Here is an 18,352-nt window from a genome sequence, read left to right on the forward strand (position 1 = left end):
TTGTAAGAATTAAGATATAAAGCAGCTTTCATTCTAATTCATTCAGATCAGATATTTCTTCATTATCTTCATCATTTTTTGAAAGAGCGTGAACGTCTTCATTGATTCCCTCAAAAATATTTTCATTAAATACCAAGCAATAAGTCCTATACCGCTTGTTATCAATATTTGTACGATATGCGTTTTTATTTGTTTCTGTTTTTAAGTACCCTTTTTGTTTTAAAGCATCCAAAACTACTTTAGGATTAGAGAAACCACCCTCATGTAATAATTTTTTAAAGGCTTCGGTCAAAATCATAACTTCTGTTCTAGAAACTGTTTCATTTATTTTCCCGTAGCATTCATTCTGTGGGGTACTACCACGATTCACTTTAAACTTTGTTTTATGAGCAATTACCATCTCTTTTATATAATTTAATGCTTTATCAGCAATATCACGCTCTTCTAAAGCCAGTTTCTCGGCTTCATTTAGCAGACTAAAAATAGCATCTAAGTCTAGATTTAAAGACAGTGACGACTCATTTACTAACTCTGCAGTAGTTAGTACAATACTGAATTTTCTGGAAATTCTTTCTAAATATTGACTGTTTGGTAAGTTTTCAGTACAGTAGTCCGTCCACGTTTTCCATTTATTCAAAACGTATTCTTGCCCCTTTTCCAGCACATACTTTACAAATTCTATCCCAGCATACCCATAGTTATGGTACAATTCATCTTTTATTCGATCAGCACTTGTAGCATTTTTAGTCCATGAAATGTTTCCAAATTCAAAAGCTCTCACTCGTAATCCCACATTTTCATTTGTTTTTTCAAACAATGAATGCTCCCCAGTTGAAATCAATGTTGTACACCAAGTACTTATCTTACGAAGCCTACATTCTTTATTCATTCTTGCCTTTTCTTTTCCTTCGGCAACTTGGTAAATAAAATTTGTAAAATTCTTCATTTGACTCATAGAAGCTTCATCGAAAACAATGGGAACACCATAGTTTCCATCCAAAATTTTAATCATTGCATTCCCTGTCGCTGACCAACTTCGTATTAATCCATCCCCCTGAATAGATGGTTTTCCAAAAGGTGAAACTGCTAAGCAAGCAGCTGTACTTTTTCCTGTCGTGGAATTCCCATACAAGTGAAACAATAAAGTATCCATCTGTGATTGTTTAGTAATTAACCCTACTATCGGAGCTGTAAATCCCATTGTTAGAGCCAATTCTAAGGTTGGATTACCAATGACTTCATTTTGAATCGTATCCAACCAATTCTCTAATGTACCATTAGGTTGGATGTTTAAATTCCCATGATAAATTGAACATTCGCACTCATCCTCGCTAATTATCTCATGGTGCTTATATAACATTCCTTCCTCAGCCACTCCCCACCCTAATTCATTATGAAAATAATGAATAGGGGCAGAACCCTCTTGTTTATCCAGAAACGCAGCTATGACCTTTGCTTTCCCATTTCCTACATCCATGCCATACTTCATCAAATTTACTAATTCTTTTGATTGTAATTGTTCACGGGATACCTTGATTTCTTTCATTTTCCTATCATAAAAGTTAAATTCTAATACTACTTCGACCTCTTTAGATTCTACATAACACTGTTTCTCCTTCACCTTTACAATTCTTGCCACCTTTTCACAAAGTGGAGCATTTGTTTCCTTATCCTTCGAATGTAGGTATAAATATCCATTACGAACTTCAAAGTTTCCATATCTTTCTGGTGCACTTTGTGAGTTTTTAGCTCGCTTCTTTAATGACATTCTTTGCTTCGACATTTTCTTCAATCCCTTTCTGTGCTTATGTATACCTCTTACAGCTTACAAGCTAAGCTGCAAGAGGTACCACCTTCCAATTAAGATCAGATTTACTTATAAGTACTACTTTCTCTAGTGACGATGCATTATATGAAGCATCATCTAAATTTAAAACATAGGTTTCTAATATAACTTTTCGAGAACTTATTAATGAAAATTGCTCTACAAGTTCATTAATAACTACTACTGTGTTCTTTAATTCCATGTGGTTTATAGGGAATTGTTCCTTAAATTCTACATGAACCATTACTTCATAATCCTCTTTTTTCTTCTTGGAATGCTGTATATGATCCGTGCACGTTATAACATCTACACTATCTGCCAATACATTTTTTACATTTTTTATCGCCTGTTTAGAAGATGTTTTAAAGCAAATATACGCACCTCCTAACCAAACATTCCGAGTTTTAAGGTTAGCATTATATTCTTTCTTTTCTTCCTTTAATAATTTTCGATAATATACCCAGTCATAAGAAATTTCTTTTAATAAGTGCATCTTAATTCCTCCCTAATTTGTTATTTTGAGGCAAATAAAAAACGCCACAAAAACAAAAATTCTTCAATAAAAGTGCATATAAATGCACAAAGAAAAATTCTTATTTTTATGGCGTCTAGTACAAAGCTTCACACTTGGTTAATGCTTGTCTGTTTGACGTAGTTCGCATGCACACTTTGGAATTTAATTCCAAAAGCAGAGGCGTCCATTTATATTATTTCCTTGTCTTGCTTCAACTTGTTTATAGCATAGCACAACCCTTTCAATAGCATCAACCTCAAATTTACTTAGAAAAGTACGTATGAATTACTTTTTATCAACTAAAAAGGCAATACGCGAGTCGTCACTCCCTAGTTCAGATAAAAATAAAATGTGTCAAATTTGTGTCCGTTTTTAAAAATTATATTTTCAACATTATACTGAAAAAAAGAAAGTTCCATACGAAACTTTCTACTTATCAAACCCAATAATTTTTAAGTATGTCATATATATTTGCTGATAGTCTGTTCCCCACGCTTGACGTATATCCTCTGGATCAAGAATTCTATAATGCGAAGTCAAAATATGTTGTTGCAATTTCCATCCCCTTTGCTGATGTTTATTTATCCACCATACTTTTCCTCCCAGTGTTTTTAAAGGCATATTAAGAAATGTCATCCTACTTACTCCCTCTTTACAATAATAATTTTTTAACTCTAATAATAAAAAGACATGATATTCTAATTGATATCATGTCTTTTTCACTTAATTATTTGATTCATTTTTTTCATTAGGCTGTTTCATCGCTACCTCTAACAGCTTCATCCATTTCAAAGCATTTTTTTCATCCCCATAATATAGTTCCCGTGGCAGTAAATAGCTTGCTATTACAATTTCAATATATGGAAGTTCCATGTCATTTACGGTAACAATCAGTTTTGCCGAAAAAACCTTTTTTTCTTCTATAGATTTTCTTTCACCACTTACTCCGCCAATTATTGCTCCTATGCCACCACCTATTATTCCGCCTACAATTGCACCACCTACACTTGTGCCTCTTGACGTAGAGACAGTGGTTCGACCATCTATTTGCATTTCACATCCAAGAATCTCATGATAATCATAAAACCTCTTCTCTTGCCCTGTTACATACCAAAAACCCTTTTTCTTTTTATCAAAAATAAATTGATAGTAACCTTTTTGCCAATCTATACGATCTGTTACCTCTCCTCCCCTACTAGTAATATCTTCACTGACCATATTCTTAGCACTTTTTTTATCTCGAATTGAAATAAAAAGATATCCTATTATGACTGCAATTATAATGACTATTATCATTCTATCGTTACCTCATCCTATTCAAAGTATGAATCTGCTTTTACCGCCCCTTCTGGTTTTGGCGGATCGACCTCCTCAGCATTTCTATCTTCCTCAAAGTACGAGTCCGCCTTTACTGATCCCTCTGGTTTCGGAGGAGCTACTTCTTCAGCATTCCTATCTTCCTCAAAGTATGAATCTGCTTTTACTGATCTTTCTGGTTTTTCAGTTTCTTGTTGATTATTGTTATTATTTTGAGATTCTTCCTGCTGTTCTAAGTTATCATTAGTCATACCATATATAGAATGTAACATTCCCGCTAGTTCAAGTTCGTTCTGTTGTATGTCATTTAACGCCAGCGCTTTTAATTTGAATGTATTATCATCTTTACTTATTACAAATTGAACTTTAGCCTTCACTTCCTGCTCATGATATAAACAATTACCTGTAAACTCAACTATCTCTTCATTATCCTTTGACATAAAATACTTCCATTTAGGGTTTTTAAAAAATTTATGAAATGCTTCTTCTATAGCCATTGAATCATAATTAGGAAGCTTAGAGGATTTAATTTTTTGTACATACTCATGGTCTTTTGTAGTTGCTATCGCAACCTCTTCTTTTACCTGCTTATCAGCTTTATTTACTGCTTCATCTACATCATCACCACTACACCCTGTCACTAATAAAACAGAGCTTACCAAAATGCTACCCACAATTTTTTTCATTTTTTCTCCTCCATTGAATTCCAATCATCTGTATCTATACCCTTAATCCCTTGAACTAAATACCATTTTACAAAAATTTACATTATATCATTTCTGAATACCGATTTATACATATTATCCATTTATTAAAATTAACTATATATTTTAAAGCTTTTTTTCAAAATAATTATTAATTCTTCCCTCAAAATTTTAGGCTCTAGAATTTCTACCATAGGTAATGATTTTAGCACCCACTGTTTGATTCCATTTGAAAATCCTTTTACTTCTATAATTGTATCTATTTTACTTTTACTCATCACTTGAGCACTTGGGAACTCTTTCATTACCTCATGAAAGTTAACATTTAAAAAACGCAGACGTACATTTATATATTCTCCCAATGGTTCTGTTGGGAAACCTTTCATTAATTCCCCAACTTCAATTCGATTATGACCAAAGGAAACATTTAGATTGTCCTTTATCTTTAAAGAAATTATCTTATCTAAACGATGAATCGTTGTGTACTCCATTACATTTCCTTTAGATATTGAAAATAAATAGAAATACTGACTAAAAAACACTATTCCTATCGGATATAAATGTATTACACTCTTTTTCCCCCCTAAGTGTGATTTATATTTTATAGCTATCCCTTGTCTCTTATATATTGCCCAACTGATTTTCGAGATCAACTCTAATTGAACATCTTTAAGTTCCAACGAATGATAGTGAAAAAGCTCATTTTTCAACTGTTCCCGTATCAAATTTCCCTTTTCTTCATCTACCATCTTCATCAATTTATCTAATATAGCTATCATTTGTTTTTTTGAAAATGCTCGACTACTAACTAATACCTTACAAATCCCTAACAATTCACCATAAGAAAACCAATATGGACTTTGTTTATACAATATATAGCCATTCTCTCTTCGACTATATTGAAGGGACATAGAAAGGTTCGGTTGCTCTAAATAATGCTTTATTTCAGCAATATCCCTTTGAATAGTCCTACGATCTACATTAAACCTTATTGCTTCATTATTTTTATTGATTACCTCTCCTTTATGTATTCGTTCATATAATGAAAGTACCCGAAATGTCTTTTCATTGAATATCTCTACCATATCCCCCATTCCTTCTCTTGTTCACTTGTTTAGAAATTATATTGAAAACAAGTAGACAATATATGTCCACTTACCTGTTTCCTGTAAAATTTCTTTTGTAAATAAAATTATCTCCTGATTTTCTAATCAGGAGATAATTTTATTGAATTCTCAGTCTTTTTATATCCTCTTTCACCTACTACAATATGCGTATTTATTTTTCCCAATCAACGACTTCTAAATTTTTCAGCCAAATTATATATAGTCGTTCTTTTGTAGATGGATGAATAGGAACAATTGACATCCATTCATTCAAGTTTTTATCTGTAAAGATTATCACTTGAAACAAACATGGATCTGGTAAATCTTCATAAACAGCTTTTGGAAATAAAGCTACATCTAATTCATTTCGATAATGTTCTGTGTTCTCCCAACCGACCTCCTCTTCTCTAACTATTACATTAAATTTAGACCTTAACTTATTACAAAACTCTTCTAATTCCAAATCCATTTTCATCTCCTCCTTATAAATAGAAAAAACCCGAATCTCAGTTAGAGATTCGGGCTAATGAAAATCATTCATAATTATAATATATACTTTAAAAATTCTTTATTACGTCTAAAACAGTGAAGTTTGAACAAATTCTTTTTCTCTCTTTTCTTGTTTCTGTAGTTGTTCATAAGCATAGTTTGCAATAGGTTGTGCTATCGCTTTAGCAAGTAGTACAGGAACTGCATTTCCAATCTGTTTATAAATTTTATCTAAACGGTTATTCTCTGATACCTTTAAATTTCCTCCATCACTAAAATTAAACCAATCAGGAAACGTCTGTATTCTTGCTATTTCTTTAACAGATAGCCTTCGATTTTGTTCTTCCCCACCAACTAATTCCCACGCATCCTTACCTAGTTTTCGCATAGGTTCTCCGCCTGGATGCAAAGGAGCCTGTCTTCCTGATGCTTGTATTGTAAAGCTTTGATCTAGCCATGTTTTCTTTCTATTACGTGATAAATAAATAGTTGAGTAAGAACCTGTAAAATACGGTCCTGGATTAGTTTCCAAATCACCAATTGCATCCTTAAGTGTTACATAGGGAATTAGATTTTCTCCATGGCTTGCTTGCGGAGTAGGATACCTAAACTTTGTTTTATTAATTACTTTTTCCTTATGAACACCCACTAGAAATACACGTTCCCGTAATTGCGGCACACCAAAATCTCTTGAATTTACTAAGTAAGGTGTAACATCATATCCAGCAGAAGAAAAATCCTCAACTATCTGCTTTAATACTTCACCTTTCCCTAATGTCATCATGCCCTTTACATTCTCGGCTACAAAGAATTCTGGTTGTGTCTGTAATAAAGCCCTAATATAGTGGATATATAAGAAATTTCTTTCATCATCCACTAATCTAGGACCTGCTTCTGAAAATCCTGGACAAGGGAATCCACCTAACATAACATTACAAAGTGGAAAATGTGCCACTTTTCGTATATCCTTTTCATGTTGTATTATATGCTCTGGAAAATTCTTTTTATAAGTTTGATTCGCTTCCTTAAACATATCGTTGGTATAAATCGTATGGAAGACACTTTTAGAACGCTCTATTTCGTATTTCTCTTTATCTTTAAAAGCCTCCATAGCAGCATCTTCACCTATAACTGCTGCTAAACCAGCTAATTCAAAGCCTAAGTCTAATCCACCACATCCAGAAAACAATCCTACTACATTATATTTATCTTGCTTATAATCAGCAGAGCTAATTAATTTCTCATCCTCTTCATTTTCAATAATTAATGAAGTTTCTTCTGCTATCTTATCTAAGAGAATTCGTTTTACTTCTTCTTTATTTAAATCGGGAGCAGGTTTGAATTTTCCCCTTCCCCTTTTGATATTTTCCTCTAACCTTATACCTGTATCCATAACTTCTTTATCTTCTAATGGAAGGTCCAAATTCTTAACCTTTTTATTTTGTTCCTCTTTCATAATGTACCCTCCTAATCCATTCAGTTTTTATTATTTTATCATTGTTTTAAGAAAAACAAGCAATTTTACATCTTTATTTTCCTTAAATTCAACTGTCAAATCATATTTTCCTGTATATTACATTACAAATATATACATAATTTTTCATCTCATTTATAATATATTTATAAATGAAACAAAGGGGGAATTTTCCATGTCCCAAAGGACAGATTTATTTGAACAACAAATTGCGGATTGTGCTAGTACCGTCACTCAATTGCCATCAGCTATTCCTAACTGGATGTGTGAATTAGGTATACAGCCTAATTTAGAAATTCTTTCATCAGAAAGAATAGGTTCTCGAGACCGTAATAATAAAACGGACATACTTATTAGGCTAAACGGGGCTACCGATTTAAAAATATCAGCCAAACTATCTTCAGCAGACTATTTTGGAAATTGGTATGGTCATCAAAGATTTTTAGAAGAGTTTGGGAGAAACACATTTGATAGATTAAGCTATGAAATTACTGATTGGGCAAATACGTGGATTACTAATTCAGCCGCTTCTCCTTTTGTTGGAGTAAGTATTTGTTTCGGTAGAAGAAGTGGTAATACAGCTATTCCATTCTTAAATATCTTCTCTCCACAAGATATAATCTCCGTAGTCCGAGGATATGGACCAGAAACAGATGCTACCGCAAACTGTATGTATATTAACAATACTCCTCCCACTTCTATTGAGGAGTTAATAAATAATTTACGTCCAATTAATTATGAAACAATTCAAGAAGCTGCTGGCGAGTTCATGATTGCTTGTCGACCTATCAACCCTATGACTGAGCGATCCAATAGAGGTAAAAATGTCTATACTGCTTTTAAGCCATTCCATCCTCTTAGCGCAATTACTGAAGTTACAACTACTCAACAATTAGCAGCACTAGGTGAATTTGTGGTTGTAGAACCAGATAGATTAAACCATAATCACATACTTGATAGGTTGCAAAATGAGTTTAATATTGTAATTCCTAGAAGATAAAAAAGCTAGTTTGGACTAGCTTTTTTATCTTTTTATACTATTTAATTATTTATTAATCGATTCTTTCCATTCCATCATATCAATAATAAGTTCACTAAAATCTTTATGGAATGGATATTTCTCTGATAACTGATCCGAATGTTCCCTTTCTATCTTTTCCCACTCTTCACTCAAATGTGTAAAAGCAGTTATACATTCATCTAATGATTTTTTAAATTTATCCATGCATTTTCTCCCCTTCCACAATATATTTTCATACTAAATTAATTATAATAAACCGCCCTTATTTATGATACGGTTCCCCACGATTAATCCGAAACGCTCTATACACTTGTTCAAGCAATACTAATCGCATTAATTGGTGTGGTAATGTCATCTTTGAAAAAGAAAGTGATTCGTTTGAACGCTTCATCACTTCTGAACTTAGTCCGAGTGATCCACCAATTACAAATGCGACTTTACTCTTTCCGTATGTAGCAAGGCGATCTAGACTTACCGCAAATTCTTCTGATGACTTTTGCTTTCCTTCTATAGCTAATGCAATCACATGCGTGTCATCAGAAATTTTATCCAGTATACGTATACCTTCTTTTTCCTTTACAATTAACATTTCTGCTTCACTTAAATTTTCTGGCGCCTTTTCATCGGGCAATTCAATTACTTCTACTTTTGCGTATGCTGATAATCGTTTTAAGTATTCTGCTATACCTTGTTTCAAATATTTTTCTTTTAATTTCCCAATTGAAATAATCGAGATATTCACACGTATCATCCACCTTACAAACATGTTATCCACAAAACTTATCCACATATCCACAAACACTACCCACATATTGTGTGAGAATCTGTGTTCGATACAACATATGTCGCCTCATTTTGACAAAATTCACATGTTTTTTTCTCTTTTTCTGAGTTATCCACATTGTTGATAACCGGCGCAACTTCACACTCATCCACAATAATATCTAACGCTAATTCAACATGTTCTAAACAACAAGGTAAATTCATTTTCTTCACCTCACTTTTCTACAATAGAAAACAGGAGGTAGGCCCTCCTGTTTTTAATACTTTTGAATGCCTAATTTCACTGTTGTTGTTACTCTTTTTGTACCACGATAAAACGTAAGAGTCATTTTATCATTAATTTCCTTATCATATAAGGCCGTGCGGAATCCAATAATATCGCGAATCGGTTTTCCATCTACTGCCACAATAACATCATGTTCTCTTAAACCAGCATCTGCGCCTGGCGAAGGACTTTTCACATCCAAAATACAAACTCCTTCTGTTACAGTACCTGGTAAATGTAATGTTTTTGACCAATAATAGTTTGGAATTTCATTTAATGACCTAAGTTCAATCCCAACATACGGCCTTCTTACTTTTCCATACTTCTCAAGTTCATTCATAATCGGAACAGCCCTAGTCACCGGAATAGCAAGTCCGATTCCTTCTACTTCTTTTGCAGCAATTTTCATTGAATTAATACCAATTAATTGTCCTGCTGCATTTACAAGCGCACCGCCACTATTCCCCGGATTAATCGCCGCATCCGTTTGTAACACTTCTACTTGCCAATCATAGTGTCCATCTTGATCTAAATCTACAGGGACAATACGTTCATTAGCTGAAATAATACCTTGTGTAACAGTTCCAGAGAATTGCAGTCCGAGTGGATTTCCAATCGCAATGACTGGCTCTCCTCTGCGAACAGTATTAGAATCGCCGATTTCAATTATTTTTTTCACATGCTTTGCATCTATTTCTAATACAGCTAAATCTGTGACTACATCGGTTCCTAATACTTTTCCAGGAACCTTCTTACCGTCACTTAAACTTACTTCAATACGATTCGCTCCAGCTACAACATGATTATTCGTTACAATATAAGCTTGACCATTTGTCTTTTTATAAATTACTCCTGATCCTGTACCAGCCTCTGAATCTGCCTCTGAAAAGTTATCTCGTTGAATGTTAATAACGCCCACAACAGCTTCAGATGCACGGTCAACAGCATCTACAAAGCTAATCTGTTTAATTCCTTGAGCTTCGGCCATATTACTTCCGCTTGCTTCAGCTTGCGGAAGCGTATCAGCAGAATTTGAAAATAAAGGAGCTCCAAACGCAAATAAAGAAGCTCCTACAATTGTTCCCGCTATACTAGAAAGAACTATACCTTTATGCTTCTTTTTCCCTGCACGTTTCATACGATAATTTTCTTCATCAATAAAGGACATATTTGTTCACCCATCTTCCTGAAAACAACTATATTCACCTTTATTGTTTACTAAAATGAAGAATTATACGTATTTAATTTTTGTAGGCATTTTTGGATCTGTATCGTGAATTTCAAAGGATTCACCCACTCCAAATCCTTTTTCCTCTAGTACTTGTGATACTGACATACGAGCTAGTTCTTTCATGTTATTATCTAAGCTTAAATGGGCTAAATAAATATGCTTTGTCTCATCTGTAATTACATCTGCCATTGCTAATGCAGCATCCTCATTACAAACATGCCCAACGTCGCTTAAAATACGTCGTTTAATGCTCCATGGGTAACGTCCCATACGAAGCATTTCCACATCATGATTACTTTCAAATACGAAAGCATTAGCTCCCTTAATAACGCCCTTCATACGGTCGCTTACGTATCCCGTATCTGTAATAAGCGCTAATTTCCTATTATTGTTATGGAAAGCATAAAACATCGGTTCTGCCGCATCATGAGAAACTCCAAATGATTCGACTTCAATATCACCAAATGCTTTCACATCCCCAACTGAGAAAATGAATTTTTGCTCAGTTGGGATATTTCCTATTAAATGTTCCATTGCATTCCATGTTTTCTCATTCGCATAAACGGGTAAATCATATTTTCGTGCCAATACACCTAACCCTTTAATATGATCACTATGCTCATGTGTTACAAGAATACCTGATACATCATTTATATTCAGTTCTGCTTGTTTAAATAAAGCCTCTGTCGCTTTACCACTTAAACCTGCATCGACTAGTAATTTTTTTTCATCGGTTCCTACGTATAGCATATTTCCTGTACTTCCACTTGCAAGTACGCTAAAATGCAACCCCATTATTTCTCACTCCAGTATGTTCATCAACCACTTGATTTTCCTTTTCCCCTAATTCCATAACTTGTCCTTCAATTGCATTCACAAAGAAGTCCTGCTTCTGCTCCGTTTTTAAATTCCACGTTGGAGCAAGTACTTGGTTATTAGAAGTAGATGCGGTAAGAGTGGCATAACCAATTTGTGCTTCTTTAACATGCGTATTTCCATGAATTTTATTTTTTAAATACAAATTTTCTAAAGCTGTTTGAGCCGTAATAATTTCTTGCTCTTTCGTTTTTTCACCTTCGCCCATTTCTTTTAAATCAGTTAGCATTGTCTGCGTATATGAAACAAGTTCATTTTTTTCATTTAATTCCACAACAATCATCGCCTGATTATTATAGAAAATAGGCTTATCTTTATATTTTTGGAAGAAATAAATTTTAGAGTCTTTCACCGCTCCAAATTCATACTTTTGTCCATCCAATACATTGTTCTTCAAAAATTCATTATACTTATCTTTTGATAATGATTTCGTATTTAAAAAAGGCTCTTTTATCTTACTTTCTATCTTGTACATATTTTGTATATGCGCCGTTTGATTTTTCAAAGACTGTATATCATCTTCTTTAAAGGCTTTATTTTCTGCTCTAATAAATGACTCTTTTTTCGGTTCCTTAGGGATATTCCCTATAGTAATTTTGTTTGCTTTTAATTCTTGATCTATCTTTGTTTCTGCAATAAGCTCCAATTGATTACTATCTTGCTTTTGAATGAATTGAAAAATGAGAAAGAGATCCAAAACAAAAAAGGTCACAATAAATATGGTTTTAATTCGATCCCAATCCATTTAGTCCTCCCTCACTCCACTCATAGATTTTCTGTTTACCCGTTTCACCTTCAACAAGCTTTACATACCAAATTGGTTGTAGTCGAACTACTTGCCCATCTAGTGATAACTTGTATCCAATACCAATATCCTTAATTACTTGTTTCTTTATCTCTGGATTATTTTCTAGGGATGCTATTACAACATGCCCTGACGGAAGAGTAACTTTTTGTTCTATGCCTTTAGTATTTAAAGACAGCAACGGTCTTTCATATTCCATTACTTCTTCTGATCCCCATTTTTGTCTCAATTCAGCTAATCCATCTGTATTGAATACGGAATATCCATCTTCATGTAAGCGAAATACTGTCTCTCCTTTATTCATATAGTCCAAACGATATGAATCCAAGCTTCCACTGTGACCACTTACGAATTCAAAGCTTTTTTGTAACAGCATTAAATTATCTATCGTTTTCTCAGTTAAGACAGAAGAATTTTTATACTTTAGCATGTGACGATCGTTTTCAATTTCCATGGATCTAATACCATCTGTAAATGTTTCTTTCGATATCTCAGTAATCGGACTTAAATAACGAGGATCACTAAACAGAGCATTCTTAAACGTATCAACTGCTAAATTAGATGAAATATATGTTATATTGTTTAACTCTGTCGTTCCATCTGGTAAAAATAACTTTTTCATATCATTGATTTGATAATCAAAATAGGGCTTTGCTGATACTATAAATTGATTTTGGGCATTTACAATATCTTTTAAATACACACCACTTAATTTTGCCTCATATATTTTTAAGTTATCACCATCAGAAACAAAGTTAATTTTAATTTCTTGATCCTTACTCCTAGAAGGATCAAGGAGAATACGATTAAAATGTTTAGGCTTATCTGTACTTTTCTCTTTCATGTTAAACATGGATTTAACTGCATCAAATGGGATATCAGTAGGGAAAACAAGTTCAATTTTCCCTTCACCATGCACATAGGACAGGAAATCACCCTTAGTGATTGATATCTCTCTAAATTCATGTAGTTCCCCTACTTCCAGAGGCTTATAGATTGATTCTATATCTGCCTCTCTTCTGCTCCCATAATGATTTTTATCTTTATGCACGATGATAGAAGTAGGACGGACAACATCGGAAATTTTAGTTTGATTCGTTCCTTCATTGCCCTGTACAAATTTCGCGTTTTGCATGGATGTAGAATCTGGCACATACGTCCATAGGTTAAAAGTAAGAAATAGGCTAATTACAACTAGGTTAATTAAAACTATTGTTTTAAAGTTTTCCATACTCATTCCCAATCGTCCTCTTCATCTGCTGCCATCGGTAACGTGAAATAAATAGTTGTCCCTTTTCCTTCTTCACTCTTCGCCCAAATAGAGCCACCATGTGCCTCGATCATTTCTTTTGCAATTGCTAATCCAAGTCCCGTACCACCCATTTGTCTTGAACGAGCTTTATCTACGCGATAAAAACGTTCAAAGATTTTATCAACGTTTTCTTTTGGAATACCCATTCCTTGGTCACTTACGCTAATTTCTAATAAATCACCGCGATCACGTAAGCGATATGTTACTGTTCCACCTTCTGGTGAATACTTTAATGCGTTAGAAATGATGTTATACAGCACTTGAGTAATTTTGTCAGTATCCATATCAATAAACCTAGACTTCTTAGAGAAAGATCGTTTGAAACTTACATTTTGCTCTTTAGACATTTCAAAGCGATCAATAACATTATTAAAGAAATCAGTAAAGTCGACCCATTCTTTCATTAAACGGTGCTCTGTACTATCAAGTTTAGATAGCTGTAACAACGCATTTACAAGTCTAATCATTCTTTCTGTTTCTTCTTGTGTAACCGTTAAAAATTGTGGTGCAATATTCGGATCCTGCCACGCTCCATCTGTAAGTGCCTCTAAATAACTGCGCATCGTCGTTAATGGCGTCCTTAATTCATGAGAGACATTCGCCACAAACTCACGGCGTTCCCGTTCTATACGCTCCTGCTCTGTTACATCATATAGTACAGCAATTAAACCATTTGCCTTCCCTGTTTCTTTTTGAATAACAGAGAAACTAGCCCGTAAAATATATGGTTCGTTTCTCGTACTAAAATCTAATAACACAGAATCTGGCTCTTCATATAAATGATCAAGTGTAAATTCTTCCTGTATCCCTAATACCTCTAAAACAGATTGATCGAGCGCTGTTTCACGAGAAACATTTAACATCTTTTCCGCAGGGTCATTTAGTAAAATAATATCCCCTTTTCGGTCAGTAGCAATTACTCCATCTGTCATATGTGATAAAACGGATGATAATTTACGCCTTTCACTTTCTGTAGAAGAACGAGCTTGTTGTAATTTTTTTGATAAATTATTGAAGGATAATGCCAGTTGTCCAATTTCATCATGGCTATGCACTTTTACTTTTCTCGAATAATTTCCTTTTGCCATTTCGATTGCTTGTCTCCGCATATCTGAAATTGGTCTTGTAATTGTTTGAGCCAATAAAATCCCAAGTACGGCCGTTACTAATAAGGCAATTACTGTTCCCGTAGCAAAAATTTGATTTATATCCTTCATTTGTTTATATACATCTTCCATAGATGCAACGATGTATATAACACCAAGCGCATCCTTGCCATTATCATCTAGAATCGGAGTAAGTATAACTTGAACACGATGGCCTGTACTACCATCCTTCTCAATTTTCACTTCTGGCTTTTTTTGCACTAACACTCGCTGAACAGCTATATCAGTTGATGTTCTATTTACCTTATTCTGCTTTGATTCATCTGAAATAGCCAATAACTTTCTATGCGAATCAAATACACTTACCTCTTGTATAACTTTCTTTTGATCAGAGGCAAATTTTCGAATAGAAGTTTTAATGGTTTCATCTGTTGACTCTGTTTCTGCTTTTGTATAACTTTTTTTAAACTCTTGTTTCAAGTTATATGATAATAAGTTTGTTTGCTGCGTTAAAGAATCCCTAAAACCTTGTACTAGGCTCTTCTCTAATTCCCTTACGAAATATACCCCAATAACTTGCATCGCTATTAATATTAATAGCATATATATAAGCACAAATTTTAAATGAATAGATTGAAAAAAACCAACTTTCTTCATATACTATTCCTGCTCTGGGTCACGCAAGTAATACCCTACTCCACGTCTAGTTACAATTAAAGTAGGATGGCTTGGATTATCTTCAATTTTTTCACGCAAACGACGTACTGTTACGTCTACTGTGCGCACATCTCCAAAATAGTCATAACCCCAAACTGTTTGTAATAAATGTTCGCGTGTCATAACTTGTCCTAAGTGTTTCGCTAAATAATGTAGCAACTCAAATTCACGATGTGTAAGCTCGATATTTTCCTCGCGCTTCGTTACACTATATGCATTTGGATTAATAACAATTGGTCCAATAACCATTTCTGTATTTTCATCTTTTTCTGCAGAACCACCTTGTTGATGACGGCGTAAATTCGCCTTCACACGAGCAAGTAATTCCCTCGTACTAAATGGCTTCGTTACATAATCATCTGCCCCAAGCTCAAGCCCTAATACTTTATCAATCTCAGAGTCCTTTGCTGTAAGCATAATAATCGGCATTTCTGAACTTTTACGTATTTCACGGCAAACCTCTAATCCATCTTTACCTGGTAGCATAATATCTAATAAAACCATATCTGGTTGTTCTTCATTAGCTTTTTCAATTGCTTCATCACCATCATGCGCCATTACTATTTCAAAACCTTCTTTTTCTAGGTTAAACTTCAAAATATCTGCAATCGGCTTTTCATCATCAACTACTAAAATTTTCTTTCCCATCATCGTCTATTTCCTCCTTATAAAAATATGGTCAATAATCCCTAAACATATTGATGTTTACATAGTATGTCCTATATGACCGCATCCTTTGTTTAAGTATTTTCTCCTCTATTCTCATAGACTCATGTATGATCCACTTTTACACGGAATCCTATACGATCTATAGAAAAACCTCTAGCTTCAACTGCTAGAGGCTCCTCGTTCTATTTTAAAATAACTACTCAGTTTTGTAAAATTACATAAATAAAAAGGATATTAAGTGGGCCCACTTAATATCCTGAGAGTGGCTCGGGACGGAATCGAACCGCCGACACGAGGATTTTCAGTCCTCTGCTCTACCGACTGAGCTACCGAGCCAAAACTATATATAAAACCACTAATGGTGGTATAAACAAAAGTGGCGGTCCCGACCGGGGTCGAACCGGCGATCTCCTGCGTGACAGGCAGGCATGTTAACCACTACACCACGGGACCAAAAATAAGCATAAAAAAACATGACCCGTACGGGATTCGAACCCGTGTTACCGCCGTGAAAGGGCGGTGTCTTAACCACTTGACCAACGGGCCACGAAAAATAAAATGGTGAGCCATGAAGGATTCGAACCTTCGACCCTCTGATTAAAAGTCAGATGCTCTACCAACTGAGCTAATGGCTCATACTCACCAACGTCATATTTTCGTGACGACAAGATGTATCATAACATGTATTCTGTATTCTTCGCAATACTTTTTTTCATTTTTTTATAAAAGATAAGAAAAAACTCATGCGGACATGAGTTTTTTCTAAAAATATCAATTAAGCTTCGTATACATTACGAACAATATTCGTTTGGTTACGATCTGGTCCAACTGAGAACATAGATAATTGAATTCCTGTTAACTCAGAAACACGTTCTACGTATTTTCTTGCATTTTCAGGAAGCTCGTCTAATGATTTTACACCAGTAATATCTTCTGTCCAACCTGGAAGCTCTTCATATACAGGCTCACATTTCGCTAAAATGTTTAAGTTTGCTGGAACTTCATCAATAACTTCGCCATTGTATTTGTAAGCAACACAAATTTTAAGAGTTGGAATATCTGTTAGAACGTCGATAGAATTTAATGATAGATCCGTTAAACCACTAACACGACGCGCATGTCTTACAACAACGCTATCGAACCAACCTACGCGGCGCGGACGACCAGTTGTTGTTCCGTACTCACGACCAACTTCACGAATTTGATGACCAATTTCATCATTAAGTTCAGTAGGGAATGGACCGTCACCAACACGGCTTGTATATGCTTTACATACACCTACAACGCGAGTAACTTTCGCAGGGCCAACTCCAGTTCCAACTGTTACACCACCCGCAATCGGGTTAGAAGATGTAACGAACGGGTACGTACCGTGGTCAATATCAAGCATAACACCTTGTGCACCTTCAAATAATACACGGTGATTGTTATCTAGTGCATCATTTAATACAACAGATGTGTCGCATACATATTGTGCGATTTGTTGTCCATATTCGAAGTACTCTTCAAAGATTTCCTCTACGCTGAAACCTTCTGTATCGTACATTTTTTCAAACAAACGATTTTTCTCTACTAAATTGCGCTCAAGCTTCTCTTTAAATGCTTCACGGTCTAAAAGATCAGCCATACGGATACCAATACGAGCAGCTTTATCCATATATGCAGGACCGATACCTTTTTTCGTTGTACCGATTTTGTTATCACCTTTACTAGCCTCTTCTAACTCATCTTGTTTTAAGTGATAAGGTAAAATAACGTGTGCACGGTTACTTACACGTAAATTATCAGTACTTACACCACGGTCGTGTAAGTATTTTAACTCTTCAAGTAATGCTTTCGGATCTACTACTAAGCCATTTCCGATTACACAAATTTTCTCTTTATAGAAAATACCAGATGGAATTAAGTGTAACTTATATTTAACTCCGCCGAAAACAATTGTATGTCCCGCGTTATTTCCACCTTGATATCTTGCAACTACTTCCGCATGCTCAGAAAGAAAATCAGTGATTTTACCTTTTCCTTCGTCGCCCCATTGTGTTCCTACAACTACTACTGAAGACATTATTAAAGCACCTCCGCAATTTTCAAACGATCTATTCAAACAATATAATTGTACCAAAACCGAAAAAGAAGTC

At 34.5% G+C, this 18,352-nt stretch carries 19 protein-coding genes and 4 tRNA genes; 1 reads left to right on the plus strand and 22 read right to left on the minus strand.

The annotated features are described in order from the left end of the window. Nucleotides 1–28: 28 nt before the first annotated feature. From C4S65_RS27385 to C4S65_RS27420, 8 genes are all read right to left on the minus strand, one after another. Nucleotides 29–1,783, minus strand: coding sequence for a DUF927 domain-containing protein (locus tag C4S65_RS27385; protein ID WP_103945634.1), 1,755 nt, complete (start codon nucleotides 1,781–1,783; stop codon nucleotides 29–31). A gap of 49 nt (nucleotides 1,784–1,832) precedes the next feature. Further along, entirely contained in the window at nucleotides 1,833–2,318 is a 486-nt protein-coding gene (locus C4S65_RS27390) for a hypothetical protein (RefSeq protein WP_103945635.1), read from the minus strand. A gap of 450 nt (nucleotides 2,319–2,768) precedes the next feature. Further along, the gene (locus tag C4S65_RS27395) at nucleotides 2,769–2,975 is read right to left on the minus strand and encodes a hypothetical protein (protein ID WP_103945636.1); all 207 of its coding nucleotides are present in this window, start codon (nucleotides 2,973–2,975) and stop codon (nucleotides 2,769–2,771) included. Between the two features lie 87 nt (nucleotides 2,976–3,062). Further along, nucleotides 3,063–3,635 carry a hypothetical protein gene (locus C4S65_RS27400; RefSeq protein ID WP_103945637.1) on the minus strand — a complete coding sequence of 191 codons (573 nt, stop codon included), beginning with the start codon at nucleotides 3,633–3,635 and terminating at the stop codon, nucleotides 3,063–3,065. Between the two features lie 17 nt (nucleotides 3,636–3,652). Beyond that, nucleotides 3,653–4,342, minus strand: a complete 690-nt coding sequence (locus C4S65_RS27405; protein WP_103945638.1) for a hypothetical protein — start codon at nucleotides 4,340–4,342, stop codon at nucleotides 3,653–3,655. A gap of 131 nt (nucleotides 4,343–4,473) precedes the next feature. Then, entirely contained in the window at nucleotides 4,474–5,454 is a 981-nt protein-coding gene (locus C4S65_RS27410) for a WYL domain-containing protein (protein WP_103945639.1), read from the minus strand. Nucleotides 5,455–5,638: 184 nt separating this feature from the next. Next, complete coding sequence (locus C4S65_RS27415; RefSeq protein ID WP_103945640.1) at nucleotides 5,639–5,935, minus strand: hypothetical protein; 297 nt, start codon at nucleotides 5,933–5,935, stop codon at nucleotides 5,639–5,641. A gap of 108 nt (nucleotides 5,936–6,043) precedes the next feature. Next, entirely contained in the window at nucleotides 6,044–7,411 is a 1,368-nt protein-coding gene (locus C4S65_RS27420; RefSeq protein ID WP_258043889.1) for a DNA cytosine methyltransferase, read from the minus strand. Between the two features lie 193 nt (nucleotides 7,412–7,604). On the opposite strand from C4S65_RS27420, the gene C4S65_RS27425 reads away from it, so the two are divergent. Beyond that, nucleotides 7,605–8,429 carry a hypothetical protein gene (locus C4S65_RS27425; RefSeq protein ID WP_103945641.1) on the plus strand — a complete coding sequence of 275 codons (825 nt, stop codon included), beginning with the start codon at nucleotides 7,605–7,607 and terminating at the stop codon, nucleotides 8,427–8,429. A 45-nt stretch (nucleotides 8,430–8,474) separates the two neighbouring features. Here the strand turns inward: C4S65_RS27425 and C4S65_RS27430 are convergent, their stop codons facing one another. The 14 genes from C4S65_RS27430 to C4S65_RS27495 form a co-directional block, all read right to left on the minus strand. Further along, on the minus strand, nucleotides 8,475–8,654 hold the full coding sequence (locus C4S65_RS27430; RefSeq protein WP_103945642.1) for a hypothetical protein: 180 nt from the start codon (nucleotides 8,652–8,654) through the stop codon (nucleotides 8,475–8,477). Between the two features lie 58 nt (nucleotides 8,655–8,712). Beyond that, a complete protein-coding gene (rlmH, locus tag C4S65_RS27435) occupies nucleotides 8,713–9,192 on the minus strand; it encodes a 23S rRNA (pseudouridine(1915)-N(3))-methyltransferase RlmH (protein ID WP_001027003.1) in 480 nt (159 codons plus the stop codon). A 59-nt stretch (nucleotides 9,193–9,251) separates the two neighbouring features. Further along, the gene (locus C4S65_RS27440; RefSeq protein WP_001052827.1) at nucleotides 9,252–9,437 is read right to left on the minus strand and encodes a CxxH/CxxC protein; all 186 of its coding nucleotides are present in this window, start codon (nucleotides 9,435–9,437) and stop codon (nucleotides 9,252–9,254) included. A gap of 53 nt (nucleotides 9,438–9,490) precedes the next feature. Beyond that, a complete protein-coding gene (locus C4S65_RS27445; RefSeq protein ID WP_000008032.1) occupies nucleotides 9,491–10,666 on the minus strand; it encodes a S1C family serine protease in 1,176 nt (391 codons plus the stop codon). Nucleotides 10,667–10,729: 63 nt separating this feature from the next. Continuing rightward, on the minus strand, nucleotides 10,730–11,524 hold the full coding sequence (locus C4S65_RS27450) for an MBL fold metallo-hydrolase (RefSeq protein ID WP_061667714.1): 795 nt from the start codon (nucleotides 11,522–11,524) through the stop codon (nucleotides 10,730–10,732). Continuing rightward, nucleotides 11,508–12,350 carry a two-component system regulatory protein YycI gene (locus C4S65_RS27455; RefSeq protein WP_103945643.1) on the minus strand — a complete coding sequence of 281 codons (843 nt, stop codon included), beginning with the start codon at nucleotides 12,348–12,350 and terminating at the stop codon, nucleotides 11,508–11,510. Before C4S65_RS27455 ends, C4S65_RS27450 begins: the two co-directional genes overlap by 17 nt. Continuing rightward, nucleotides 12,331–13,647: a two-component system activity regulator YycH gene (gene yycH, locus C4S65_RS27460; protein ID WP_000061570.1), complete on the minus strand. Its 1,317-nt coding sequence runs from the start codon at nucleotides 13,645–13,647 to the stop codon at nucleotides 12,331–12,333. The genes C4S65_RS27455 and yycH overlap by 20 nt, the downstream gene beginning before the upstream one ends. Next, nucleotides 13,644–15,485: a cell wall metabolism sensor histidine kinase WalK gene (gene walK, locus C4S65_RS27465; protein WP_098838748.1), complete on the minus strand. Its 1,842-nt coding sequence runs from the start codon at nucleotides 15,483–15,485 to the stop codon at nucleotides 13,644–13,646. Before walK ends, yycH begins: the two co-directional genes overlap by 4 nt. A gap of 3 nt (nucleotides 15,486–15,488) precedes the next feature. After that, complete coding sequence (gene walR / locus C4S65_RS27470) at nucleotides 15,489–16,196, minus strand: cell wall metabolism DNA-binding response regulator WalR (RefSeq protein ID WP_000971868.1); 708 nt, start codon at nucleotides 16,194–16,196, stop codon at nucleotides 15,489–15,491. Between the two features lie 281 nt (nucleotides 16,197–16,477). Then, a tRNA-Phe gene (locus C4S65_RS27475) sits at nucleotides 16,478–16,550 on the minus strand. A gap of 41 nt (nucleotides 16,551–16,591) precedes the next feature. Beyond that, a tRNA-Asp gene (locus tag C4S65_RS27480) sits at nucleotides 16,592–16,667 on the minus strand. Between the two features lie 21 nt (nucleotides 16,668–16,688). After that, nucleotides 16,689–16,760 (minus strand) — tRNA-Glu (locus C4S65_RS27485). A gap of 13 nt (nucleotides 16,761–16,773) precedes the next feature. Then, nucleotides 16,774–16,849, minus strand: a tRNA-Lys gene (locus C4S65_RS27490). Between the two features lie 140 nt (nucleotides 16,850–16,989). Further along, nucleotides 16,990–18,279, minus strand: a complete 1,290-nt coding sequence (locus C4S65_RS27495; RefSeq protein WP_000100230.1) for an adenylosuccinate synthase — start codon at nucleotides 18,277–18,279, stop codon at nucleotides 16,990–16,992. Nucleotides 18,280–18,352: the final 73 nt, after the last annotated feature.

The sequence above is a fragment of the Bacillus sp. ok061 genome (assembly GCF_900108285.1).
GTDB lineage: Bacteria > Bacillota > Bacilli > Bacillales > Bacillaceae_G > Bacillus_A > Bacillus_A thuringiensis_S.

Coding starts and splice junctions, on each gene's coding strand:
- C4S65_RS27385 (WP_103945634.1), bottom strand. CDS start 1,783: ATGTCGAAGCAAAGAATGTCATTAAAGAAGCGAGCTAAAAACTCACAA.
- C4S65_RS27390 (WP_103945635.1), bottom strand. CDS start 2,318: ATGCACTTATTAAAAGAAATTTCTTATGACTGGGTATATTATCGAAAA.
- C4S65_RS27395 (WP_103945636.1), bottom strand. CDS start 2,975: ATGACATTTCTTAATATGCCTTTAAAAACACTGGGAGGAAAAGTATGG.
- C4S65_RS27400 (WP_103945637.1), bottom strand. CDS start 3,635: ATGATAATAGTCATTATAATTGCAGTCATAATAGGATATCTTTTTATT.
- C4S65_RS27405 (WP_103945638.1), bottom strand. CDS start 4,342: ATGAAAAAAATTGTGGGTAGCATTTTGGTAAGCTCTGTTTTATTAGTG.
- C4S65_RS27410 (WP_103945639.1), bottom strand. CDS start 5,454: ATGGGGGATATGGTAGAGATATTCAATGAAAAGACATTTCGGGTACTT.
- C4S65_RS27415 (WP_103945640.1), bottom strand. CDS start 5,935: ATGGATTTGGAATTAGAAGAGTTTTGTAATAAGTTAAGGTCTAAATTT.
- C4S65_RS27420 (WP_258043889.1), bottom strand. CDS start 7,411: ATGAAAGAGGAACAAAATAAAAAGGTTAAGAATTTGGACCTTCCATTA.
- C4S65_RS27425 (WP_103945641.1), top strand. CDS start 7,605: ATGTCCCAAAGGACAGATTTATTTGAACAACAAATTGCGGATTGTGCT.
- C4S65_RS27430 (WP_103945642.1), bottom strand. CDS start 8,654: ATGGATAAATTTAAAAAATCATTAGATGAATGTATAACTGCTTTTACA.
- C4S65_RS27440 (WP_001052827.1), bottom strand. CDS start 9,437: ATGAATTTACCTTGTTGTTTAGAACATGTTGAATTAGCGTTAGATATT.
- C4S65_RS27445 (WP_000008032.1), bottom strand. CDS start 10,666: ATGTCCTTTATTGATGAAGAAAATTATCGTATGAAACGTGCAGGGAAA.
- C4S65_RS27450 (WP_061667714.1), bottom strand. CDS start 11,524: ATGGGGTTGCATTTTAGCGTACTTGCAAGTGGAAGTACAGGAAATATG.
- C4S65_RS27455 (WP_103945643.1), bottom strand. CDS start 12,350: ATGGATTGGGATCGAATTAAAACCATATTTATTGTGACCTTTTTTGTT.
- yycH (WP_000061570.1), bottom strand. CDS start 13,647: ATGAGTATGGAAAACTTTAAAACAATAGTTTTAATTAACCTAGTTGTA.
- walK (WP_098838748.1), bottom strand. CDS start 15,485: ATGAAGAAAGTTGGTTTTTTTCAATCTATTCATTTAAAATTTGTGCTT.
- walR (WP_000971868.1), bottom strand. CDS start 16,196: ATGATGGGAAAGAAAATTTTAGTAGTTGATGATGAAAAGCCGATTGCA.
- C4S65_RS27495 (WP_000100230.1), bottom strand. CDS start 18,279: ATGTCTTCAGTAGTAGTTGTAGGAACACAATGGGGCGACGAAGGAAAA.